The organism is Paenibacillus sp. tmac-D7, assembly GCF_006519665.1.
GTDB lineage: Bacteria > Bacillota > Bacilli > Paenibacillales > NBRC-103111 > Paenibacillus_G > Paenibacillus_G validus.
Genome location: NZ_VIDW01000020.1, coordinates 1 through 22,627 on the forward strand (window position 1 = coordinate 1; position 22,627 = coordinate 22,627).

25 protein-coding genes are annotated in these 22,627 nt (G+C 46.3%); 10 read left to right on the forward strand and 15 right to left on the reverse strand.

Annotated features, from left to right (window positions below):
* Window positions 1-187: 187 nt before the first annotated feature.
* The gene (locus FKP33_RS14850) at window positions 188-1,342 is read right to left on the reverse strand and encodes a sulfite reductase subunit alpha (RefSeq protein ID WP_141335594.1); all 1,155 of its coding nucleotides are present in this window, start codon (window positions 1,340-1,342) and stop codon (window positions 188-190) included.
* Window positions 1,343-1,779: 437 nt separating this feature from the next.
* On the opposite strand from FKP33_RS14850, the gene FKP33_RS14855 reads away from it, so the two are divergent.
* On the forward strand, window positions 1,780-3,531 hold the full coding sequence (locus FKP33_RS14855) for a copper amine oxidase N-terminal domain-containing protein (RefSeq protein WP_141335595.1): 1,752 nt from the start codon (window positions 1,780-1,782) through the stop codon (window positions 3,529-3,531).
* Window positions 3,532-3,912: 381 nt separating this feature from the next.
* Here the strand turns inward: FKP33_RS14855 and FKP33_RS14860 are convergent, their stop codons facing one another.
* From FKP33_RS14860 to FKP33_RS14915, 12 genes are all read right to left on the reverse strand, one after another.
* A complete protein-coding gene (locus FKP33_RS14860) occupies window positions 3,913-4,284 on the reverse strand; it encodes a rhodanese-like domain-containing protein (protein WP_127609564.1) in 372 nt (123 codons plus the stop codon).
* 10 nt (window positions 4,285-4,294) lie between these two features.
* On the reverse strand, window positions 4,295-4,555 hold the full coding sequence (locus FKP33_RS14865; protein WP_155615840.1) for a metal-sensitive transcriptional regulator: 261 nt from the start codon (window positions 4,553-4,555) through the stop codon (window positions 4,295-4,297).
* A 55-nt stretch (window positions 4,556-4,610) separates the two neighbouring features.
* Window positions 4,611-5,090: a DsrE/DsrF/DrsH-like family protein gene (locus tag FKP33_RS14870; RefSeq protein WP_141335596.1), complete on the reverse strand. Its 480-nt coding sequence runs from the start codon at window positions 5,088-5,090 to the stop codon at window positions 4,611-4,613.
* Between the two features lie 18 nt (window positions 5,091-5,108).
* Window positions 5,109-5,498 (reverse strand): rhodanese-like domain-containing protein, encoded by a 390-nt coding sequence (locus FKP33_RS14875; RefSeq protein ID WP_127609568.1) that lies wholly within the window; start codon window positions 5,496-5,498, stop codon window positions 5,109-5,111.
* A 72-nt stretch (window positions 5,499-5,570) separates the two neighbouring features.
* Window positions 5,571-5,795, reverse strand: coding sequence for a sulfurtransferase TusA family protein (locus FKP33_RS14880; RefSeq protein WP_127609612.1), 225 nt, complete (start codon window positions 5,793-5,795; stop codon window positions 5,571-5,573).
* Window positions 5,796-5,827: 32 nt separating this feature from the next.
* The gene (locus tag FKP33_RS14885) at window positions 5,828-6,226 is read right to left on the reverse strand and encodes a DsrE/DsrF/DrsH-like family protein (protein WP_127609570.1); all 399 of its coding nucleotides are present in this window, start codon (window positions 6,224-6,226) and stop codon (window positions 5,828-5,830) included.
* Window positions 6,227-6,263: 37 nt separating this feature from the next.
* A complete protein-coding gene (locus tag FKP33_RS14890) occupies window positions 6,264-6,839 on the reverse strand; it encodes a sulfurtransferase TusA family protein (RefSeq protein ID WP_141335597.1) in 576 nt (191 codons plus the stop codon).
* A 21-nt stretch (window positions 6,840-6,860) separates the two neighbouring features.
* Window positions 6,861-7,181 (reverse strand): rhodanese-like domain-containing protein, encoded by a 321-nt coding sequence (locus tag FKP33_RS14895; RefSeq protein ID WP_141335598.1) that lies wholly within the window; start codon window positions 7,179-7,181, stop codon window positions 6,861-6,863.
* 16 nt (window positions 7,182-7,197) lie between these two features.
* On the reverse strand, window positions 7,198-7,977 hold the full coding sequence (locus FKP33_RS14900) for a sulfite exporter TauE/SafE family protein (protein WP_141335599.1): 780 nt from the start codon (window positions 7,975-7,977) through the stop codon (window positions 7,198-7,200).
* A 236-nt stretch (window positions 7,978-8,213) separates the two neighbouring features.
* Window positions 8,214-9,359 (reverse strand): MBL fold metallo-hydrolase, encoded by a 1,146-nt coding sequence (locus FKP33_RS14905; protein ID WP_141335600.1) that lies wholly within the window; start codon window positions 9,357-9,359, stop codon window positions 8,214-8,216.
* A gap of 583 nt (window positions 9,360-9,942) precedes the next feature.
* Entirely contained in the window at window positions 9,943-10,329 is a 387-nt protein-coding gene (locus FKP33_RS14910) for an IS3 family transposase (RefSeq protein ID WP_141335601.1), read from the reverse strand.
* Between the two features lie 41 nt (window positions 10,330-10,370).
* Entirely contained in the window at window positions 10,371-10,697 is a 327-nt protein-coding gene (locus tag FKP33_RS14915) for a transposase (RefSeq protein WP_141335602.1), read from the reverse strand.
* A 35-nt stretch (window positions 10,698-10,732) separates the two neighbouring features.
* Between FKP33_RS14915 and FKP33_RS29030 the strand changes: the two genes are divergently transcribed.
* Window positions 10,733-10,936, forward strand: coding sequence for a glycine zipper domain-containing protein (locus tag FKP33_RS29030; RefSeq protein WP_483874539.1), 204 nt, complete (start codon window positions 10,733-10,735; stop codon window positions 10,934-10,936).
* Window positions 10,937-11,068: 132 nt separating this feature from the next.
* Here FKP33_RS29030 and FKP33_RS14925 read toward each other — a convergent pair whose 3' ends face one another.
* The gene (locus FKP33_RS14925; protein WP_127604848.1) at window positions 11,069-12,595 is read right to left on the reverse strand and encodes a tripartite tricarboxylate transporter permease; all 1,527 of its coding nucleotides are present in this window, start codon (window positions 12,593-12,595) and stop codon (window positions 11,069-11,071) included.
* Between the two features lie 21 nt (window positions 12,596-12,616).
* On the reverse strand, window positions 12,617-13,078 hold the full coding sequence (locus tag FKP33_RS14930; protein WP_127604846.1) for a tripartite tricarboxylate transporter TctB family protein: 462 nt from the start codon (window positions 13,076-13,078) through the stop codon (window positions 12,617-12,619).
* Between the two features lie 581 nt (window positions 13,079-13,659).
* Here FKP33_RS14930 and FKP33_RS14935 point away from each other — a divergent pair.
* From FKP33_RS14935 to FKP33_RS14970, 8 genes are all read left to right on the forward strand, one after another.
* On the forward strand, window positions 13,660-14,670 hold the full coding sequence (locus tag FKP33_RS14935; protein WP_127604844.1) for a tripartite tricarboxylate transporter substrate binding protein: 1,011 nt from the start codon (window positions 13,660-13,662) through the stop codon (window positions 14,668-14,670).
* Between the two features lie 19 nt (window positions 14,671-14,689).
* On the forward strand, window positions 14,690-15,373 hold the full coding sequence (locus FKP33_RS14940) for a GntR family transcriptional regulator (RefSeq protein WP_127604842.1): 684 nt from the start codon (window positions 14,690-14,692) through the stop codon (window positions 15,371-15,373).
* 21 nt (window positions 15,374-15,394) lie between these two features.
* Entirely contained in the window at window positions 15,395-16,738 is a 1,344-nt protein-coding gene (locus FKP33_RS14945; RefSeq protein WP_141335604.1) for an MmgE/PrpD family protein, read from the forward strand.
* Window positions 16,739-16,812: 74 nt separating this feature from the next.
* Window positions 16,813-18,225 (forward strand): SLC13 family permease, encoded by a 1,413-nt coding sequence (locus FKP33_RS14950; RefSeq protein ID WP_127604838.1) that lies wholly within the window; start codon window positions 16,813-16,815, stop codon window positions 18,223-18,225.
* A 58-nt stretch (window positions 18,226-18,283) separates the two neighbouring features.
* Window positions 18,284-18,925, forward strand: coding sequence for a GntR family transcriptional regulator (locus FKP33_RS14955; protein ID WP_155614603.1), 642 nt, complete (start codon window positions 18,284-18,286; stop codon window positions 18,923-18,925).
* Window positions 18,926-19,174: 249 nt separating this feature from the next.
* Window positions 19,175-20,023 carry a polysaccharide deacetylase family protein gene (locus FKP33_RS14960; RefSeq protein WP_127604834.1) on the forward strand — a complete coding sequence of 283 codons (849 nt, stop codon included), beginning with the start codon at window positions 19,175-19,177 and terminating at the stop codon, window positions 20,021-20,023.
* A 75-nt stretch (window positions 20,024-20,098) separates the two neighbouring features.
* Window positions 20,099-20,983, forward strand: coding sequence for a nitrilase-related carbon-nitrogen hydrolase (locus tag FKP33_RS14965; protein ID WP_141335605.1), 885 nt, complete (start codon window positions 20,099-20,101; stop codon window positions 20,981-20,983).
* Between the two features lie 228 nt (window positions 20,984-21,211).
* Complete coding sequence (locus FKP33_RS14970) at window positions 21,212-22,627, forward strand: sensor histidine kinase (protein WP_127604832.1); 1,416 nt, start codon at window positions 21,212-21,214, stop codon at window positions 22,625-22,627.

Sequence of the window (22,627 nt, forward strand, 5' to 3'; positions counted from 1 at the left end):
TGATACCAATGGAATTTAAAAAAGATGACCCCTGTTCAATACAGAGATCATCTTCTTCAATCAGCCTAGGCTTTTTTAAAATGTCCTTTACAAGGGGTACAGTTTAAAGAAGGATGGCCTGTTTCTTTATGACCGCTAATTGCGAAATAAAGTCACTCTTTTTTAGTGCTGCTCACTAATATTCATTTTAATACACATCACGTTGGTAACGCCCTTGCTCTTGCATATCATTTAAATACGCTTCGGCTGCTTCACGGGTCATCGAACCTTCTTTTTCAATAACGCTAATTAGAGCATTGTGGACGTCTTTCGCCATATATTGCTTATCTCCACAAACGTAGAAGTATGCTCCATTATTTAGCCACTCAAACAATTCCTTACTGTTTTCAAGCATTTTATGCTGTACATATACTTTTTCCGCCGAATCACGGGAGAACGCAACCTCTAATCTTGTCAATACCCCATCTTTTTGATATTTTTTCAGCTCGTTTTGATACAGGAAATCCGATGCTGAATGCTGATCTCCAAAAAATAGCCATGATCTACCTGATGCTGCATTCACTGCACGTTCCTGGATAAACGAACGGAATGGTGCAATACCTGTCCCAGGACCAACCATAATAATATCTTTATCTGGGGACTCTGGTAGATTAAAGTGTTTGTTTTGTTGAATAAATACTGGAAGCGTATCTCCCTCTTGAAGACGTTCAGCACATAAAACAGAACAAACTCCTTTGCGCTTCCGTCCGTGAGCTGTGTAGCGCACAGCACCGATGGTTAGATGCACTTCCTCAGGATTAGCGGTAATGCTGCTAGCAATTGAATATAGCCGTGGCGGCATTTTTCTTAATAAAGAGACAATCTCTTGGGCAGAAGCTTTCCATGGACCAAAATCTCGTAACAAATCGAGCAAATCACGTCCGTCGATATATTCTTTCAGTTGATTTAGATTTTCATCGGATACCAGCTTTTGTAGCTCTTCATTTTCTGATAATTCCGCTGCCTGCTGGATAATTTTTTTCGTCAATAACGTAATTTCAAAGTGTCTTGCTAACGCTTCTTTTAAGGGAAGTGTATCCCCTTGCTTATTAACTGAAACAGACAGTTCTGCATCCCATTTCATTTCCTCAAGAAGGGAAGCCACTAGTTCCGGATCATTCTCAGGGATAATACCAAGGCAATCACCTGGGACATATGAGAGGTCAGATCCTTTTAACGATAGCTCGAGATGCCTCGTTTCTTTATTAGAACCTGCTCCATTTAAATTTACATTTTTGAGAACTTTCGCTTGAAATGGATTTGTTCTTGAATATGTTGTTGGCACTACAGTAGAAGATTGCATAAATTCACCTCAAAAAGTTGTTTATTATGTAGGATAGCACAAGAAGAGAAAATCAGAAATGTTTTTCTAGTACATTTTTTATTATTGACATTTATTAAGTTAATCGACCAATGTACCCAAAACTATTTTAGTATTTCTTTTAAATGATATCTTATCTCTGTTCATTTTACCATATTCGAATTTCATTAAGCTCTTCCAATTTTTTATTCCCTCAGCTCTCCGTTAGTGTATTTACATACTCAAGTCGATCATTGTTAAGGAACCAGCAGCTACGAAACGCCTTCCTTCGTCATTTCCTAAACAAAGATTCCCCCCTATCGCTTCCATAATAGACGAGCTGAAATTCATGTCGAGCTCACAGAAGGGAAACGACATTACCTGTCGAATGACATGGGTATACGGTACTATATGAAAAACCATGAAACAGGAGGGTTCCCGTGATCAAGACTATTTACAAAATTTTTACTGCGATGCTGTGCATCGCAATGCTGCCGCTTACCGTATATCCGGGCAGTTCTGCGTCGGCAGCCGCCGCCGACAACTGCCAGACCGAGATTTCAAAAGCAAGGAAGCCGCGCCCCAGCGGTGCTCTGAATCAAGACGGCACGTATACGAAATTCGACTACTCCAATATGCCTGACCCAAAAGAGACGATCTTCGCTTGTGTGAACAATCAATTTCTCGCAACCGATGTTCCAGTACAGACGGAGAACGGCTTCTCCCTCATTCCGATGAGAGCGCTGCTGGAAGCGCTAGGTGCGGACATTGCGTGGGACGGTGACAGCCGTACTGTGACGGTAAAGCTGCAAGGGAAGACGATTGTGCTGCAGGTTGACCGTCCCGATGCATCGGTGAACGGGCGAACCGTGGAGCTAGATGTACCCGCTCGTATGAAGGACGGACGGGTTCTCATTCCGACACGCTTCGTTTCCGAGCAGCTGGGAAGTGCGGTGGTGTGGCAACCGAAGAACAAAGCCATTATGATTTACAAGCCTCTTCAAGCTGAGGTCACCGCACAAGCGGTCCAGACGAAGACACTCGGAACTGACGACTATAAATACGGAAATTATTTTTCTACGGCCAAGAGGTTCTTACTCCATAAGAAGAATCGCGTGGTGCTGGTCGAGGACATGGGGGACAAAGGACTTCGCGTGCAGGAATTTACACCGGCCTTCGATAAGATTGAAGAGAAGATGATTTCCAAAGAGCTGCCCCTATTAGGCGGCATTCATCTTGGGGAAGACGGCTGCTACTATGTCGTGTACGGACAGCCAAATATGGAAGAATCGCCAACGAAGACCGTCTATTTCATTGTAAAATACGACGATTCTTGGACGAAAGCCGGCCAAATAGACATCAGCGATGTGTATGTCACCGATCCGTTCCATGCAGGCAATGTGACGATGGATAGTCATAACGGGAAGCTGGCTGTTTACTCCACACGGCAGCGTTACCTGACACCGAAGGACGGGCTCCGCCACCAATCGAACATTACGTTCTTGGCTGATATGAAGAGCATGACTCTGCTGTACAAAGGTGCTGAATGGCCGCGGAATCACGTAAGCCACTCGTTTGCGGCTTATGTTCGCTTCGATGGCGACAAGATCATATATGCCGACCATGGGGACGCCTATCCGCGCTCGGTCGTGCTCCAAGTCGAGCAGCGGGATCGCATTGTCTCTGAACTTGACATCCTCAAGTTCCCCGGAAAGATCGGCGATAACTACACAGGTGCGCATGTGGGCGGTCTTGAGGTAGCCAAAGACAACTATCTGGTAGCAGGCTCCAGCGTCTCCCTTACGGAGCAGTACGGCGCCTCCAAGACGAAGAATGTGTATCTTGGCGTTGTCCCGAAGGGGGCCAAGGATGCCAAGGAAGTCAACGTCGTCTGGCTGACCGATCATGCCGTCGATTCCGGGGTCGACATCGAGGAGACGCATCTGGTCAAGCTTAACGACGATAAATTCGTCCTGCTGTGGAAGGAATCCGGGAACAACGAAGGTCTCTTCTATGCCGTAGTCGATGGGTCTGGCAAGCAGCTTTACCGGCCGTCAGCCCTGCAAGGCGTACCGTCACCGGGCCATATCGATCCGTTGGTTAGCGGAGACAGCATCATTTGGTATCAATCCGATAGCCGCAGCTCCAATGAGCAGGATACGACCATGCTCTACAAGCTTCAGATCGACTAACGGAAAGTAAGGCAGCTCCCCTGGTCCGTAAAAGTGAACCATCGAAGCTGCCTATTTTATTTTAGCTTCATCCCTCATTCCGGATACTGCCATCAATCATAAAAGTTCATAATTGCTGAAAAAAACCTTTTCTAAATTATTAATGATTTTGTTTATTATCCGATTACACATTTGTTTTAGGTTTACTGTCATCAGTTCATTCAGATACGTTCGAATATCAAACTGCCAAAGGACCCCGAACTGTTCTGATTTCAGAACCTTTTCCAACGTGTTTACCGCATCATGAACGTTAAGTTTCGTTTCCACCGTATAGTGAACCATCGAAAGCCTCCAGTAAGGAATTTTACTTAGCTTTCCTCTCCTTTAGCAGAAACCATTACTTTACTTTTTCGTTGGACCATCCCAGGCCATGATGCCGCCCGTTAGATGGGCGATTTGACCGTAGCCGTTATTGCTGAGTATTTTGCCAGCCTGTTTACTCCGCATACCGCTTTGGCAATACAAATAGACTGGTTTATCTTTGGGAATCTCCCCGAGCCTTTGTTTCAGCTGACTCAGAGGTATATTTACGGCTCCTGGGATATACCCTCTAGTGTATTCACGGCTCTCTCTTACGTCGATCAATTTATTACCCTTGTACTCCTCCTTAAATTCCCGGAGCTGTAAATTCCGCAAACCTTTTACAGGGGTGAATTGCTTGTAAAACATCCATACAACGAATACGGCTAACAGTACATAGAGAGCGTAATCCATACGTCATCACCTACCTGCTTTTAATTAGTAACTCGACAGCCTCATGAACAACTTTCTTTGTATCGTTTCCTGCTTCATTTTCTTCCCGGATACATTGTTCAAGATTAACGGCGACAATAATCGCCATCGCTTTATCTACCGCACTGCGTACAGCTGAAAGTTGACTGACGACTTCTTTACAGTCCTTTCCTGCTTCTATCATGTTCAGAACACCGCGAATTTGTCCCTCGACCCTGCGTAAACGCCGTTTTATATCATCATCATAAACCATTGTTATTCCCCCTTTACGTGTACAGGTAGATGATACCCAGACCTGGGGGCTGCTATTAAATAAATAAATTCACTTTAGCTTCGGCTGCATCCCCCAGATAAGCTGCAACACCTGCATACTCGATATCGTCGATTAACTCTTCCTTCTGTAAACCTAGCAAGTCCATTGTCATTGTACATGCAACAAGCTTAACTCCTTGCTCCTGTGCCAACTCGATAAGCTGCGGTAAAGTCAAGGCGTTATGCTTCTTCATGACATGCTTGATCATCTTAGGACCCATTCCTGCAAAGTTCATCCTGGATAGACCTAGCTTATTTGCGCCGCGCGGCATCATACCGCCGAACATCTTCTCCAAAAACCCTTTCTTGACCGGTACCAGCTCTTCTTTACGAAGCGTATTTAAACCCCAAAATGTAAAGAAAATCGTCACATCATGATCATATGCCGCGGCTCCATTCGCAATAATAAACGCCGCTATCGCTTTGTCCAACTCCCCGCTAAATAATACAATCGTTGATTTTTCTCTCTCTGCCATGAAAGCTCAACCTTTCTTTTAACTGCATATTATTCTTTTGTTAATTTTCGGATCATTTATATTCTGATAGAAAGCAGCATAAATGCTCTTAATACCCGCTTTCTTATTCAAAATTCTAGCGGATTTATTAATTGATCTATGGTCCGTGCCGAGCAGGACGATCGTATCTCCTTCACGAATATGATTGCTCCAGACGAACGGCAATCTCCCGACATAAATGTTAATCGCATCCGTGCAATGATCTTCATAAAAATCGGAAGCGTCACGCACGTCAATGATTTTTAACGTAGTTGAATTTTTCATTTTACGTAGTTCTATTGCGCTTATATACTGAAGACCTTTCACAGGCCACTGATTTCGAAGTTGAGATAGAAATATAGCAGCAAGAATGATCATCCAGATAAACATAACGGGTCTCTCCTTTTTCCTGAAAAGGTTAAGCGGTGGCCGGCGCCACCGCCCCGTACTCCAGCGTAACCTTTAACCCTTTTTCACCAAGAACGTAAATACTCCATTTTCTTCTTTTGCTTCAATTAATTCATGTTTCGTTTGGTTTACCCAAGCTTGAAAATCATTCATAGAACCTTTATCTGTTGTTTGAAGTTCCATCACTTGTCCGGATTGAATCGAGTCAATCCCTTTTTTTGCCTTCACAATCGGCATTGGGCAAGCAAGCCCTTTCGCATCAATAACAATATCCGCCATCATATAACCTCTCCCCTGATATTTAAATTTTTTTAGAAATTCAATGTAACTTGTGCGTCGAAGGCGAAATCAAGATATGCTGCCGCTCCGCCGAGCTCAATTCCATCAATAAAGTGTTCTTTGTCCAGTCCCATCACATCAACCGTCATTTGGCAGGCGATCATGCGTACTCCGGAATCCTTCGCTATTTCAAGCAATTGAGCTACCGATGGCACGTTTGCTTTTTGGAAACCTTCGGCTAAGCCCGCGTTTTCCGGTTTCAATTGCAGCATTTTCTCCGAGTCTTTATGAATGATGGATAGTCCTTCAAAGGTGAAGAAGATACCCACTTCCGCATCCAAAGCCGCTGCCGCCGTTGCGATGTTCAACACCTTATATGCGGTTTCGAGTCCTGCAGATGATGCGATAATCGCCACTCTCTTGTTTGCCATGTTATTTTCCTCCTAAAGGTTAATGTTTTTCATATCGTTAATCTTGCTCGGTGCGACCATCCCAGCCCGACATGCCGGGAACTACATTCTTCACCTTTGAGAAGCCTCGTTCGGCCAGCGTTTGACACGCCATGTCGCTCCGGGTTCCCGTTCTGCATACGACATAGTATTCTTCGTCCGGATTCAGGCCGGCAATTTTTTGCTCAAGTTCGCCGAGCGGTACGGAAATGGCCCCTGGGATTCGCTGAAACACATATTCCGCAGGTTCACGCACATCCAGCACCTTTATTTTTTCCCCTGATTCTAATTTTTTGCTGAGTTCTTCATTGCTTACGGTGTGGGGATACTTCACTTCTGGTTTCGTCTCATTCTCCGACGATTTTCGAATAAAATGGCGGAACACGCCAGACTCTTCCCGCAAACCTAAATACTGGTGCCCCGTCCGCTTTGCCCAGCTTCGAAGGTCGGCAACAGATCCTTTATCTGTGGCGCGCACTTCAACGACTTCGCCGGAATTCATGTCCTCAATCGTTTTTTTGGTTTTTACTACAGGCAATGGGCACGCTAATCCTTCACACTCTAACACTCGATTCGTTTGAATTACTGCCGCCATATCCGTTACCTCCTAAATTTCTTATTTCCCGTACTTCATTTCTCCGTCCCATTGATTCATTCCGCCCGGCATATTCACCATTTTGTAGCCTAAGGCTTCAAGATGCTCGCATGCGAGCCCGCTTCGGTTTCCGCTTCGACATACGACAATCGTCTCTTGCTTCGGATCGAGTTCCTTATGCCGCTCACTTAAAGATCCCAAAGGAATGTGCTTTGCTCCCGGAATATGACCGGATTCCCATTCATCCAGCTCACGTACGTCCAGGATGCTCAGCGTTTCTCCCTTGGCGAGCCGCTCCTTCACCTCGCTTGGAAGCATGTCTTTCGAGTATTTTCCTGCCATGAACGAGTCCTCCTCTTTATGCCAAAATGTCGTACCAAATTTTAATCACCGTAGCTGTAACAAGAGTGGCAAGTATCCATTGCAGCACTTTCACGTTCATTCTCTTGCCAACTTTGGCTCCAACCGGCGATCCCAGGATGCTGGCCACAACCATCACAATGGATGGGATGAGAAGCATATGTCCACCCATCATTTTTCCGACTGTAGAACCGATTGAAGAAATAAAGGTAATCGCAAGTGATGATGCAATGGCAACCCGCGTCGGAATTTTTAAAATGACGAGCATAATCGGGACGGTAATAAAAGCGCCTGCGGCTCCTACGATACCTGATAATACCCCGACAATCGCCGCAGTCACGGATGCGATGACCTTATTAAAGGTAATGCCGGAATAATCTTCACGCTCGACGCCTCTTTTCGGGAGGAACATCATGACCGCTGCGATCAAGGCCATCACCGCGTACGTCAGATTAATTGCGGAATCCGGGAGAAATTTAGACCCCCCGATAAAGCTGCCAATTACGATGGGTACTCCCATGTAAAGAACCAGTTTTTTATTGATCAAACTGCCTTTGCGATATGCGAACATACCCGCGAGTGTAGCAAAAAACACTTGAATCGCGCTTACCGCGGACACTTCCTGAGCGGTAAAAGCTACAAATCCCATCATCGGAGGTATATACAGCAGCATCGGATATTTGATAATGGAGCCTCCGATGCCGACCATCCCAGATATGAAGGAACCTGTAAAACCGACGCCAAATAGGATAAGAAGCCATCCAATATCTAATTCCATAGCTTCCCCCTTACACCCGTATTAGTTGTATTGAGTACCGCCGTTATATACTATAGGGGGTATATTTTTGCTCAAAAAAAATTTGTTCTCCTCTCAACACTCGATGGTCGAAATAAACCAATACCCGTATAGGTATATACAGATGATAATAAAATAATAGTGGGTTGTCAATGGTGCATATTCAGAGTGCGATTACTGAACACTATGAAGGGGCTTTCCACCCGTAGATCATAGTCTTATTTATCATGAATAGCACAGCGATTTGGTCCCATCTCCATTTCGCGCTGCTCCTCTTCCGTAGGCTTCACTCTACCCATATTCGTTTGCCGGATTTCCTGATAAGAATTGGGATGCGGCGGTAAGTTATCCGTCACCGCAGAACGAAACACTTCTTCGCTTTCAATATTCAGTCCCGGATTGGAGGTATACAGATCACCTAAACGCGCAGCAACTTTACCGCCTTCTCCAAGCTCTGTATGCTGGCCGAAATGTGCCGGCAATACAATTAAGTCCTCAGACAGGCTCTTGTATGTTTTATACAAGCTCGTTCGCAAATCTCCGACCCAATCTTCCGCTTTGCCTGCAAGGTCAGGGCGTCCGATGGATTGTACAAACAAGATGTCTCCACTTAACAAATACTGATCATCAACGATTAGCGACGTACTGCCGATTGTGTGGCCTGGAGAATAAATCGGTTGAATTTTGATTTGCGTATTTCCGACGGTAATCGCGTTATCGTCTTCCAATGGCGTGTACTCGAATACAACTTCTGTTGCATCCTTAGGCGGCAACCAATATTTCGCATTCGTCTTGTCCGCCAGCAATTTACCGCCGGAGATGTGGTCGGCATGTAAGTGAGTATCGATCGTGTGCTTAATGACCGCGCCTTTATCTTTAGCGAACTGCTCAAATACGTTTGTCATGCGCAGTGTATCTACAGTCGCCGCTTCTCCGCCGGAGATGACCATATAAGACAAGCAGCCTTTGCCGATCCGCACAAATTGATACAGCTCCCCCCCGTCTTTCAGATCCCCGACTTTAATCGGCTCAAGATACTCACTCCACGACTTCATTCCGCCTTCTAGGTAATAAACATTATTTCTGCCTGCTTCAACGATTTGCTCTCCTACAAATTTGGAAGAACCCTCTTTTGCGCAAACGACCAAAATCTTCTTTCCATCAGGAATTTTATCCAGTGCAGGATCAACCCCGTCAAGTAAATCGAAATAAGGAACATTCACGACTTCGATTTTATCACCTTCAATTTTCCAGTTATCAAAATCATCCGTGTTACGCACATCTAAAATAAAAAGCTCCTCATTGTTCAGCAACATTTGAGTTACTTCTTTTGCCGTCATGGCCTGCAGTGTTCGTGCTCCCATGGTTCGTTTCCTCCTAATGTACTGTTTTTGTTTTTCCCTTTAACCCGACTTTAAAATCCCCTCTTCATACCCCAATGGGTATATAATAGTTAAAAAATATATACCCGTAGGGGTATGTGTACATGATAATCTTTTGTTTTTATAATGTCAATATGTTCCCAAATAAAAATCTATGCGTTGGTTTTAACTACATAGCGAGCCACTATACCAAATACCAAAAAAGCAGTATAATTAAAACAAAGTAAACTAGTTGGAAAAAGGCGATTTAATATGCTGCTATGGATAAAAAAGATGTTTTCAAATAAGTGTCCTGAATGTCAGTATAATTTTACAACTTATAGCGACGTGCAAGGTTATATATACTCCTGTCCTCGATGTGGCTATAAAGAAGAGCCCCATTGGACCATTCGTTTGACCATTCGAATATTCTCCCCAAGCGTCGTTTCCATAGTGCCCTCTGCAGGATCTGCGCGGCATGCTTCCCTTCGCAAGAGAGGCCCATGTGGTAGTCGATAATCGATCGGTCGTAGACGTCAATCAGGCTGAGCAAGAATAAGAAACGCTGCTGTGCTGCAATGCAGCCTTATTTGACGTCCATCTCCCAAAGCTGATTCGAAGCGCGGATCTCACGATTGTTCGCCAGCTTTCGGGGATATTGGATTCGCTTCCGGCGTTGTGGCTGCAGGATGCCCAGTTCCTGACACAGTCGGTATACTTTTTTCTTATTAATGATCAGCCCATACTGTCGTTTCAGACATAGGGTTAGTTTACGATAACCGTATGTGGCTTCTTCCCCGGAAATAAGTTCCATCAGCCATTCCTTGATCTGCTCATCGCTGACGGGATGCTGCTTATGATCCAAGGAAAAGCCGGGAATTGGTCTTCCGCCGTTATACACTCGCTCTTGCTTGAAATGCTTCTTCCGGTAATAGTACGTCGCTTCACTGACGCCGACGATTCGCAGCACCATTGCAGCTTTATACCCCCGCGCAATCCACTTGTCGGCGATCTCTATTTTGTCCGATAGGCGGGGTTCACCTTTTTTACGAGATCACGAAGAATCGCAATCTCCAAATCCTTCTCGCCCAACAGCTTTTTCAATTTGTCGTTTTCATGCTCTAACGCTTGAAACTCTTTGGGTGATGGGGTGTAGGCTGCAACTTTTTTGGATTCTGGTGATGCGTTTTTCCAGCCTGTCTGCTTCGATTGACGAATCCAGCGGGATAGCATTTTCCCGTCGATTCCATGTCGTCTTGCAACTTGGCTTGCGTTGCCTGCTTCTAAGGCTTCTTGGATGAGCTGCTGTTTAAATTCTATGCTGTAACTCTTGCGCTGCATCTTTGATCCCTCCACTTTTGTTAATTCATATTGTAGTGGATAAGAAGAATAGACTCAAAGGTAATTTCGGGGCTTTAGAGATTGCTTTAGGAGTCGCATTGGGATCAGCGTTCGGGTTGCTTTTGGATAACCTTGCTCTAGGCATGGGAGTTGGGATTGCGATAGGAGCAGGAATTGGGGCGTCTATGGAAAAAAGAAGAAGTAACGTAGAATATTTTCCCACTTGCTTGCCTCACTAACCGTTTTGGCACCTGCACGACGCGCGCGCAAACGCGCTGTTAGCGTGCGCTGTATAACAGGCAAGCTTTGCTTTATAACAAAAGGGACGGTCTCCCCAAGGTCTCAGACCTTGGGGAACCGTCCCAGCTAGGTTATGCAGCTTCATTCACGATTACTTTTTTACCCTTCATCTTCAAGATAACCGGAACGGCCACCCAAAGAAGGGCGATGAGAAGGAAAATCAAGGATGCAGGTCTTGTTACAAACACGCTGTAATCGCCATTGGAGATGGTCAGAGCTCTGCGCAAATTATTTTCAATCATCGGCCCCAAGACCAGACCAAGAACGAGAGGGGCCATCGGGTAGTCTTGTTTGGTCATGAAATAGCCGAATATCCCGAAACCGATCAAGACGAACAGATCGAACGTCGCAAGCTGAACCGCGTATACGCCAAAGAACGAAATAGCCACAATCATCGGGATCAAATATTTGGGCGGCGTTTCAATAATCTTGGCGAACACCTTAACGAGCGGCATATTCAAAATTAGTAGCATCAAGTTGCCGATAAACATACTGGCAATGAGTCCCCAAGCGATCGTCGGATGCTCGGAGAATAATAACGGACCCGGCTGAACGTTATACATAATAAGCGCGCCCATCAGAACCGCCGTAGTTCCCGTACCCGGAATCCCTAATGTTAGTAAGGGAATCATCGCACCGCCGGAAGCCGCGTTATTAGCCGATTCGGGTCCGGCTACGCCTTCGATGGCGCCTTTACCGAACTTTTCCGGGTTCTTGCTGATCTTTTTCTCTAAAAGATAGGAAAGAAACGAAGCTAAGGTGGCGCCTGATCCAGGCACGATGCCTTTAAAGAAGCCTAAGAACGAACCGCGGAGGATGGGGCCTACGCTATCCTTCAAATCCTGCTTGGTCGGAAAAATCCGGTTGATTCTGGCAATTTCGCCATTGTTGCTTTCTCTCTCCAGGATCGTTTTGAATACTTCCCCTAGGGCGAACACGCCCACGGCAACCGTCAAGAATTCGAACCCTTGAAAAAGCTCAGGCAGGTCGAACGTGAACCGGGCTACGCCGGATATCGTATCCATTCCGATCGTAGCGAGCAATAGTCCCAAGGTCGTCATGATCAGCGCCTTCGTGACGGATTTGCCGGCCAGACCGCTAAGAGCGGATAGCCCTAGAATCATTAAGGAAAAATGCTCGGCAGGCCCGAGCTTTAAGGCAAGATTAGAGAGCGGCTCAGCCAGGATGACCAAACCAATGAGTGAAATGATCCCGGCTACAAAAGATCCGATCGCCGAAATCGACAAAGCGGCTCCCGCTCTTCCTTGCTTGGCCATAGGATATCCGTCGAGCACAGTTGCTACGGATGAGGATTCACCTGGCGTATTGAGCAGAATCGAAGTCGTTGAACCCCCGTACATCGCCCCATAGTAAACGCCTGCCAATAAGATAATGGAGCTGGCCGCCGCTTCTTCGGGTCTCAGTCCCCCGGTCAACGAAGCGGTCACCGGAATCAGCAGGGCTACCCCGCTAATCGGACCGATGCCTGGAAGAACGCCGACCATCGTACCAATAAGAACGCCGGCAAAGGCAAACAGAATATTATGCCATTGTAACGCGATGGCAAAACCATGCATCAAAAATTGTAAAGTGTCCATTTCATTACCCCTCGTTTGAAATTACTCGAAGCCTAACCATTCGGGAAGCCCGGGCAAAGAACCGTTCATCAAGTCCACATACAAATAATAAACCCCAAATGAGAAAGCCAAAGCTATGACAAGAGAAGGTATCCATTTGCCTTTCGACATCGTTTGGAAGCCAACCAGCAGAAAAATAAACGTACAGATCACATAACCGAGCGTTTCAAGCAAGAAGGCATATAAAATGGCTGCAATTAAAATAATCGCAAAACGTTTGTAATCCAAGGATATCTTTGGCTCATCGGCATGTTTTACCTTAAAGGTTTCGTATAGCAAGCGTAAGCTTAATAGGATAAGAATCGAGCCAAGTCCCAACGGCAATGTATTCGGTCCTACGGGGCTATCCTCGGTGTTCGAGGCCATATTCAGGCTCTGGTGTACAAATCCGGTACCCAACACCAGAAAAGCGAGACTTGCATATCGGTCAAATGTTTTACTCACTCTGTCTCGAGCCTCCTGTTATATCAAGTTAAAAACAATAGAAGAATCCGCTTTCATTATTTTGGAAAAATCTGATTAAAACGCTTCCAAGAAAATAAACTCACAGATGTTTAGGGTAATCCTCCTCACGTATGGAGTGTTTTTGAATAGGCGGTATACCAAACAACGCTAATTATGGGTCACTCGGTTGAGATGAGTCAAACAATAAATGAATCAAATTTACTTGAAAATTAGCATTTAACTCTAAATATCTTTAAATTACTACTGATTTCGATAAAATTTAAATAGTCTCAATCTGGCGAATTAGGTATACCAGTTGGCTGTGTATTGGAAAGCGGAAGAGGATCACGGGGGGATTCCCGCACAGGCTACATCTAATGTCAAAAACAAGTTGGTATACCGTTATGCGATTTTTTTCAAAAAAATGAATATACACAAGAATTAAAGATACAGTTAGATATTAAGAGTAATATTTGTATTTAGTTGATAAAATGACGAATTATTAACTTGACTGTAAGCGATTAATCGCCCCATAATTGGCCTCAGGTGGTATACAAATACATGAGAAGGAGTGAAACGAAATGATCAGTAAAAAAGCCGTTTCCCTTGCTTTGGTTTCTTTACTTGGTGCGACACTGTTGACAGGCTGTGGCTCATCGGCAGCGACGAAGCAAGTCCAAGGCGATAAACAAAGCAGTAAACAAGCGGTTAACTTCCCTACGAAGCCGATCACGATTTTGGTTCATACGAAAGCGGGCGGTCCTACAGACGCTATGGCTCGCGAATTGGCTAAATCGGCGGAGAAATTTCTAGGTCAACAAGTGTTGATCGAAAATAAACCAGCCGGCAGCGGGGCCGAACAATTGGCCGACCTGGCTAAAGCCAAGCCGGACGGATATACGCTTGGAGCGTTAACGCCTACCCAAATCGGTATGTGGAACAGCAACTTGAAAAAACAATTTAAATTGGAATCGTTCTCGTACGTGGCAGGGGTTCAAATCGATCCTTACGTGATCGTGGTTCATGCAGACAGCCCTTACAAAACATTGAACGATCTTGTTGAAGCCATGAAGCAAAAGAAGCTCAATGTCGGAGGTTACGGCTCGATCGGCTCAGGTCACAATATCGCCTGGAACATCTTTGCCGAGAAGGCCGGTGTCAAAGCCAGCTGGGTAGCTTATGAAAGTACGGGTGAAGCGGTTACCGTACTGCTGGGTAAACACATCGATGTGGCCAATTCAAATCCCGGGCAGGTTTCCGAATATGTCAGAAGCGGCAAATTGAGAGTATTAGGGGTCATGGCAGAGAAGCGGCTCCCTGAATTCCCGGACGTTCCAACCTATAAAGAGGCCGGATATGACGTGGATACTTCCTGGGCCCAGTTCAGAGGGATCTTCGCACCTGCTGGCGTTCCGGAAGAAGTGCTTCTCAAGATTAATGACGCCTTCGCCAAAGCGATGGCGACAGAAGAATTTAAAACGTACATGAAAAATGCGCAAATGGTGGATGGGACGATGGATCATAGTCAATTCACCGAATATGTTAAAAAACAAGATACTTTAACCAAAACCTGGTTAGAGAAATTGCAATAATAGAGGGGCAGGACTGTAAGTGGAAGAAGAACTGGCTACCAAGGGAGACTGGGTGTTTGAATATATATTTGCAGCCATCAAGAGGGGCGACTTCCACTTAGAACAAATTCTCACCGAACGGGAACTGGCGGGAAGGCTGGGCGTGAGCCGAACCCCCATCCGCGAAGCTTTTCGGAGGCTGGAGAAAGAAGGCTTAATCCAGTACGAGCCTCATCGGGGAGTACGAGTGATTTCTTTCTCAGAGCAAAAGGTGAAACAGCTTTATGAGATCCGTGAGGTTCTGGAAGGACTTAGCGCCAGATTGTTGGCTCAGAATCAGAACAACGAAGTATTACGAAATTTGAGAATATTGCTGGAGCAGGCGGAGAAGTTCGCCGCTGAAGGGAACATCGGCCTTCTGTCCAAAATCAATGCTCAATTTCATATGGAAATCGCTCTCGGGGCCGAGAACGTTTACTTGATTAACACCCTGCAGAATTTGCAGTCCCATATCAATATCGTGATGTCGCACTCTCTTTCGCAAAGCGGCAGACCCTATGAAAACCTCAGGGAGCATTGGTCGATCTTGGATGCGATTGAGAGCGGGGACCCGCAGCTGGCTGAAGTTACCGCCAAATTTCATATTCGAACCGCTTATGCCAACGCCATAAAAGAAATGAACACCATCAAAGAGCGTTCAACTATTGTAAAAAAGACGAAATAGGATAAAGAGGAGAGATTCGCTATGATTACTAGAAACCTGGTTAACAATTGCTTAAATACGAAGTACGAGGACATTCCTCAGGAAGTCATCCTGCATGCCAAAAAAAGCATCCTCAATTGGATGGGCGTTGCGATTGGAGCTGCCTACCATCCTTCGGTTGAAATGCTGATCAGCTTGAAGAACGATCTTCAATCCAGTGAACAGGTTTCGATTCTTGGAAGAAGGGAAAAGGCGGACCTGCTGTTATCCACGCTGATCAACGGAATGAGCTCGCATATTTTTGACTATGATGACACGCATCTGGATACGATCCATCACCCGAGCGGACCTGTAGCTCCGGTATGCTTTGCTTTAGCGGAGAAGTTCAACCTTTCGGGCAAACAAGTGCTGCGCGCCTTTATCCTTGGGGTTGAAGCTGAATTGCGAATCAGCAACGCCGTATGCCCGAGCCACTACGATTTGGGCTGGCATATTACAAGTACGGCCGGTGTTTTTGGAGCGGCGGTCGCCGCCGGTATTTTGCTGGAGTTGGATGAAGAGCAAATGCTGAACGCCCTGGGTCTGGCAGGGACACAAGCATTTGGTTTGCGCGAAATGTTCGGCACAATGACCAAGCCTTTCCATCCGGGTAAAGCAGCTGAGAACGGACTGTTAGCCGCACTTCTGGCTCAAAAAGGCTTTACCAGCTCGAAGCAAGTGCTGGAAGCCAAGCGAGGCTTTGCCAACGTTACGGCTCCTGAGCATGATCTGGAGCAGGTAAATATCAACTGGGGAACTCAATGGGAAACCTTGAAAAACGCATTTAAGCCATACGCTTGCGGTATTGTGCTGCACCCGGCCATCGATGCGTGCATTGCACTCGGCAAGCAGGTGAGCGATCCGTCCCAGGTGAAGGAAATTGAAATTACAGTCAATCCTTATGTGCTCGAGCTTACGGCTAAGCCTGAACCGAAAACCGGATTGGAAGGCAAGTTTAGTATTTTCCATACGGGAGCAATGGCTTTCCTTGAGGGGGATGCGAGCGAGGAGCAGTACCAGGACGCCAAGGTTTTGGACCCTAAGACGCTGGCGTTCAGAACTAAAATCAAGCCGGTAGTTAACGAGTCGTTCGAGGAAGACGAGGCTGTAGCCAAACTGACGACGGTAGACGGTAAAGTCTATGAGTACAAAGTCGAGCATGCTACGGGCAGCATTGAGAACCCGATGACGGATGAGGCTCTTTGCAATAAGTTCAGAAAAGTAGTGAAAGGAATTTTAGGAAGCGACAGTACGGAAGCCATCATTGCCAAGCTTTACGATTTGGATTCCGTAGCCAATATCAATGAAGTGATACCTTATTGCACGCCCCAAACAGCCACCGTTTAGGTTGACTAGTTGAAGCCTTGGATAACAAGGCTTCTCTTCCTTTTTACAGTTTTTTGGAAAGTAGGCAGATCCCGATGGGTATAGTATTGAATAAGAAGAATGTGTTACTGCTCTGTTCATTTATTTTTCTTATAGGGGCCCCGATGCTGCCTATTCCGGAAGCTATGGGAGACAAAGGGTGGGTCGCTCTAGGAATCTTGATATTTTCGATTGTTCTGTGGGGTACGCAGGTGATCCCCGCACCGATCACAAGTTTTCTTGCTGTGGCGTTAACCGCTGTTTTTGGCATTTTTAGCTTTGAAGAAGCGGCGAGCGAGCTGGGCAACGAAACGATTTGGTTGATCATCTCCATGCTGATTATGGGAGCGGCTGTAGAGAAATTATCTTTGGACAAAAGGCTGACGTATTCGATTTTAAGCTTGGCAGGCGGCCATGTGAAATGGACCTTATTGTGCTTATTTATCGTAGCGTTCCTGCTCACCTTCTTCATTCCTAACGCAGTAGGCCGATTGGCGCTGTTGCTTCCGATCGCTTCGGAAACGATTCATGTTATGGAGAAGCAGGGCGGCCGCAATGTGAGCACGGCCATTATGCTGGCCATAACCTTTGTCCCCTATTTCAGCACGATTGCACTGCTTACGGGGGCAAGCGGATCGATTTACGCAGCGGGTTTATTTGAATCCATGCTTGGCTTCCGCTGGAGCTACCTGCACTGGTTTATCGTGATGCTTCCGATTGTGATGATCGTGTTGGCGTTATTATGGGTTTTATTGTTAGTGCTGTTTCCCGCCAAAGTATCGGTTGTCGCAGAAGGCAGGGAATACTTCCAACAGCAGAAGAAAAAGCTGGGGGCTTTTTCCAAGCAAGAGTACCAGATGGTATTTCTGTATGTATTGCTGATTCTTTTATGGGCGACGCGGGACCTCCATCATTTATCAATTTCCTTGTCCGCCGTCTTGGTGATGATTTTATTGTTTTTGCCGGGGTTCCGGTTAATTCAATGGAAGGACGTCGTCCATAAAGTCGACTGGCAAATTCCTTTTTTGTTTGCGGCAGGGTTTACGTTGGCCAATTCGCTTGAGACAAGCGGTTTTGTCGCATGGATTTCATCCTGGTCCATGATTTATTTAGACAACCTGTCCGTGCTGTCCCTGGTTGTAGCCATGACACTGATTTTTGTGACGATCAGGTTCGGATTTACGAACTACACGGCAATGGTCGCCTCCTTGATGCCCATGGCCTTATCTTTCGCGATAAGTACGCCCTACAATCCGGTATGGCTCGGGATGATCTGTTTGGTTTCGAGCAGCATCGCTTTCATCTTTCCGACCCAATCGACAGGCAGCCTGACGACTTTCTCTATGGGGTATTACACCAGCAGGGATATGCTGGTCTCAGGCAGCATATTCACGCTGCTGATTATGGTCGTGACGATTGTTGCCGCATTCTATTACTGGCCGCATGTCGGCCTTCACATTTACAAATAACGCCGTTATCGTATAATAGGGAAGGAGAAGTGTGTCAAAAAAGGTGGGTGTGTTCAACTTGTCATCAGAAAAAGATATCAAAAGAGAGCAGGTTTTCGATTACATTTATAACGCCATACATCTTGGCGAAATTCGCCCGGGACAAACCTTATCGGAACGGACGTTATCGATCAAGCTTGGCGTAAGCCGAACCCCCATCCGTGAAGCGTTTCGCCAGTTGGAAAATCTGGGCTTGGTGAAATCGGAGCCCCACAAGGGCGTGACCGTCACTTCCATATCCGGCGATCAATTGAAGCAGCTCTATCAGATCCGTGAGGTCCTGGAAGGGCTTGGCGCCAGAATCCTGGCTGAAAACCGGAATGAAGAGGTTCTTGCCGCATTGACGAATTTACTCAAGGAAGCGGAGCAAGCCGTACAACAAGAGGATATTTATACACTTTCCAAGATTAACACGCAATTCCACTTGGCTATAGCCTCAGGTACGAAAAACATCTATTTAGAGAACATGATGCAAACCTTGCAAATACATCTCCGTTTGCTCATGTCGACTTCTTTGTCGAGCAGCGGCAGACCGAAGGAGAACTTGAAGGAGCATTGGATGATCGTGAAGGCCATTGAAAGCGGTGACCCGGAGCTCGCGGAGACGGTGGCAAGCTTTCACATCAGAAATGCCTATAAAACGATCTTGGCGAAATTTTAACAGTAACATGGATAAAGTTACGAAAGAAGCCGGTTAGTTCGTCAACGGCTTCTTTTTTTTGTATACAAAAAGTTTGAAATCAAATAAATTTACACCCTGCTAAAATAGTTGGAATATTCAGAACCCTAATCCCGAGCTAAAATGAGAGCGTAACCAAAACAATCCGTGTCAGGTCGGAAACCCCGAAGCGGTTGCCTGGCAAGCAGGCGGCAAGCCAAACAACCTAAATCGATTGAGGAGGAACACGCTATGCAAAGAAACGGAAAAGTAAGACTTCCCAAAGGAAAAAAAGTCGCGGTAAACATCGGCTGTGACTTTGATGCACAATCGATCTGGATCGGTTCTTTCAATCGCACATCTCCGGCCTATATGTCCCGCGGCGAATTCGGAGCCGAAGTGGGCGCTCCAAGATTGCTTAAACTGTTTGATAAATATGGAATCAAAACGACCTGGTGCATTCCGGGCCACACCGTGGATACGTTCACCGACATTTGCAAAGAAGTGGTCGCGCGTGGCCATGAAGTGGCTCATCACGGTTATGTACATGAGAATCCGACGCCGCTTAGCTATGAGGAAGAAGAAAAAGTGATGCAGATGGGTCTTGAATCGCTTGCCAGAATAGGCGTCAAACCGCGCGGCTACCGGTCCCCTTATTGGGATTTCAGTCCGAATACGCTGGGGATTCTGGAGAAATACGGGTTTAAATATGACAGCAGCCTGATGGGTAACGATCTGCATCCCTACTGGCCGAGAACGGTTGAAGTGAACGCGGATAAAGCCAATGTGTTTCAAGCGGAGAGCAAAGTGCTGGAAATCCCCGTGTCCTGGTACCTCGACGATTTCCCTCAAATGGAGTACCTGACAGGCGGACAAGAAGGGCAAAGGCCTACGCAAGACATATTTGACCGTTGGGCCTCCATATACGATTATGCTTGCGATCAGGAAGAAGGCGCCTGCTATGTGCTGACGACGCATCCGCAAACGATCGGCCGGGCTCACACGATTCAAATGCTGGAGAAATTGATTCAATATATGGAATCACGCGGTGCCTGGTTCGCGACCCTCGGAGAAATCTACGACAACTATTACGAAGAATAAAAAAACGATGCGCCAAGTCCTCCACATATACGGGGGACTTTTCTCAAAAGAATGTAATGTCATGGAGGAATAACGATGAGAAAAGTAACGATATCCGCCTGCCAATTCCGTGTTGAACGCGCCCCGAGCTTTGATGCTTTTAAGCAGCAGGTGACTGAACTGATGGATCAGGTTCCGCCGCAGTCGGACTATGTCATTTTCCCGGAATTGTTCACAGTCGGTCTGCTGACCAGCTTTGAAGGCAGCGATGCCTATTCCGCAGCCGATCTGGTGAAGATCGACCAGTACACGGAGGATTACAAACATTTGTTCGGTAGACTGGCGAAAGACAGACAACAGGTGATCATCGCCGGCTCGCACCTGGAGCGCAGAGGCGACAAGTATTACAATATCGCCTACATTTTCAAGCCTGACGGCACGTATGTCGAGCATAAGAAAACACATATTTTCCCGGCGGAAGCGAATTGGCAAACCTCGGAGGGCGACGAATTGCAGGTGTACGACATCGGTCCGGCCAAGATTGCGCTTGCCGTGTGCTATGAGGCGGAAATTCCGGAAATTTCGCGAATTCACAGCATCAACGGAGCCGAAATTATTTTTTGTCCGTCCTACACGTTCACGGAATACGGGTTCTGGCGCGTTCGCCATTGCGCCCAAGCCCGCTGCATTGAGAACCAAGTCTATTTCGTTCACTGCCCTACCGTAGGCGAACCCGGGTCGCCGCTACCGAACGGGTTCGGCCGGGCATCGATCTTAAGCCCGTGCGATACGGCATGGTCGCCTGACGGCGTTGTCGCTGAAGCGGAAACGAATGTAAACATGGTCGTCACCGGTGTTGTAGACCTTGACGAATTGTACGTAAACCGAAAGACCGGGGCTGCAACGACCTTCGTTGACCGTACCCGGAGAGAGAACGTATATACCCGATACGAGCCTTACAAATCCTATAACCGGAAATAAAAGAGTAGAGTTGAATCCCGATTGCCCGAGGAGCATTGCTGCTTCTCGAGCCAATCAGGGATTTTTTTATGTAAAGACGCTGGCTGTTGAACTTGTTCGAACCGATTTGAATCTGATGATAGGGGGGTGTATAATTTTACGTGTGTGCTGCAGATAAGCATGTTCCCGTTCCTTCGAGAAAGCGCTTAATTTCGGCGGGCGCAGGACGACAAGATGGGGTGAACTTCTTTGTACTTTAGCATTAAATACAAATATATGATCTTATACTCCCTCTTGACGATTTTCCCCTTAATTATGCTGGAACTGCTCATTTATCAATTTTGGACAATCAAGTATTACGACAACGCCGTGGACGCGCAGACCAGAATGATTCAGCAGCTCGATCATTCCATGACGGTTATTTATGAAAAATGGGGCTCTGATACGGAGAAGCTATTCAGCGTCCAAGACGGTCTGGTGCAAGATCTTGCCGGAGGGCTTCATTTTAACGTACCCAGCGATTTGCTCATTATGAACGCTAACGGACAGATTCTGTACACTTCGAATGACCGGATTAACGGTTCCTCCTCCATTGAAAGTGAAGTTAACGCCAGGGCACCCGAAAGCGGCAATTTCACAATCAAAGAAAATAAACGGAAAATGCTTGTGATCTATCAAAAAAATCCGGTTACAGGGCTTCGTTCGATCAGTATAACGGAAGTGGCGGCTATTTATGAAAATAACGCCTACCTCAAAAAGTGGATGACGTATCTGATCCTATTGTCTACGGTGTTCAGTGTGTTTTCGATTGTCCTCATTTCCTTACACGTTGCCGCACCGATTCGTTCTTTGAGAAAACAAATCAATGCGATTGATGATGGGGAATTCAAGAACACATCGGATCAGGTTGTCATCATCAAGGACGAAATTTGGGAGATCGGCATCAGCTTTCAGAAGATTATGCTTAAATTGCAAGAGCAGATCAATCTTCAATTCCAATTGAAAATGGCGACCAACCAATCGAAATTCAAGGCGCTGCAATCTCAAATTAATCCTCATTTTCTTCACAACACGCTGGAAACGATCAATTCGCTTGCGATCATTCATGAGGTGCCGCTAATCGCCCAGATTTCCCGTTCCTTATCCAAGATGTTTCGTTACAATACGGTTCAGGATGCGGAGGATGTGCTTCTGAAGGAAGAACTGGATCACGTAGATCATTACTTGAAGGTCCAGCTGATTCGTTTTGACGGCTGGATCGAATGCGAACAGCGGATTGACCCTCAAATTCTGGAGCATCGGACGATCAAATTTATTCTTCAACCCATTGTGGAGAACTGCTTCACGCATGCTTTCAATCATGTAACGGATAAGGGGATGATCCGGATCGAAGGCACGCTTGAGCAGGATCATATCTTGATCCGTGTCAACGATAACGGCACAGGCATGCCTGAAGACAAGATTCAGAGCATGAACGAGGCCTTAAGGGCGTATGATTCCAAGCCGGAACATGCGGACGATGCCAGAGTCTCTGACAGCATCGGGGTTTATAATGTAAATTATCGTCTGAAAATTGCATATGGAGAAGCATACGGCCTTCAGTACGAGAACATCAGCCCCCGTGGATTAAGTGTGCGGATCAAGATACCGGTAAACCAATCTTGA

Excerpts from the sequence above, each read along its gene's own strand:
- FKP33_RS14850 (WP_141335594.1), bottom strand. The coding sequence starts at position 1,342 with ATGCAATCTTCTACTGTAGTGCCAACAACATATTCAAGAACAAATCCA.
- FKP33_RS14860 (WP_127609564.1), bottom strand. The coding sequence starts at position 4,284 with ATGGATTACGCTCTCTATGTACTGTTAGCCGTATTCGTTGTATGGATG.
- FKP33_RS14865 (WP_155615840.1), bottom strand. The coding sequence starts at position 4,555 with ATGGTTTATGATGATGATATAAAACGGCGTTTACGCAGGGTCGAGGGA.
- FKP33_RS14870 (WP_141335596.1), bottom strand. The coding sequence starts at position 5,090 with ATGGCAGAGAGAGAAAAATCAACGATTGTATTATTTAGCGGGGAGTTG.
- FKP33_RS14875 (WP_127609568.1), bottom strand. The coding sequence starts at position 5,498 with ATGTTTATCTGGATGATCATTCTTGCTGCTATATTTCTATCTCAACTT.
- FKP33_RS14880 (WP_127609612.1), bottom strand. The coding sequence starts at position 5,795 with ATGGCGGATATTGTTATTGATGCGAAAGGGCTTGCTTGCCCAATGCCG.
- FKP33_RS14885 (WP_127609570.1), bottom strand. The coding sequence starts at position 6,226 with ATGGCAAACAAGAGAGTGGCGATTATCGCATCATCTGCAGGACTCGAA.
- FKP33_RS14890 (WP_141335597.1), bottom strand. The coding sequence starts at position 6,839 with ATGGCGGCAGTAATTCAAACGAATCGAGTGTTAGAGTGTGAAGGATTA.
- FKP33_RS14895 (WP_141335598.1), bottom strand. The coding sequence starts at position 7,181 with ATGGCAGGAAAATACTCGAAAGACATGCTTCCAAGCGAGGTGAAGGAG.
- FKP33_RS14900 (WP_141335599.1), bottom strand. The coding sequence starts at position 7,977 with ATGGAATTAGATATTGGATGGCTTCTTATCCTATTTGGCGTCGGTTTT.
- FKP33_RS14905 (WP_141335600.1), bottom strand. The coding sequence starts at position 9,359 with ATGGGAGCACGAACACTGCAGGCCATGACGGCAAAAGAAGTAACTCAA.
- FKP33_RS14910 (WP_141335601.1), bottom strand. The coding sequence starts at position 10,329 with ATGGTGCTGCGAATCGTCGGCGTCAGTGAAGCGACGTACTATTACCGG.
- FKP33_RS14915 (WP_141335602.1), bottom strand. The coding sequence starts at position 10,697 with ATGCAGCGCAAGAGTTACAGCATAGAATTTAAACAGCAGCTCATCCAA.
- FKP33_RS14925 (WP_127604848.1), bottom strand. The coding sequence starts at position 12,595 with ATGGACACTTTACAATTTTTGATGCATGGTTTTGCCATCGCGTTACAA.
- FKP33_RS14935 (WP_127604844.1), top strand. The coding sequence starts at position 13,660 with ATGATCAGTAAAAAAGCCGTTTCCCTTGCTTTGGTTTCTTTACTTGGT.
- FKP33_RS14945 (WP_141335604.1), top strand. The coding sequence starts at position 15,395 with ATGATTACTAGAAACCTGGTTAACAATTGCTTAAATACGAAGTACGAG.
- FKP33_RS14950 (WP_127604838.1), top strand. The coding sequence starts at position 16,813 with ATGGGTATAGTATTGAATAAGAAGAATGTGTTACTGCTCTGTTCATTT.
- FKP33_RS14960 (WP_127604834.1), top strand. The coding sequence starts at position 19,175 with ATGCAAAGAAACGGAAAAGTAAGACTTCCCAAAGGAAAAAAAGTCGCG.
- FKP33_RS14965 (WP_141335605.1), top strand. The coding sequence starts at position 20,099 with ATGAGAAAAGTAACGATATCCGCCTGCCAATTCCGTGTTGAACGCGCC.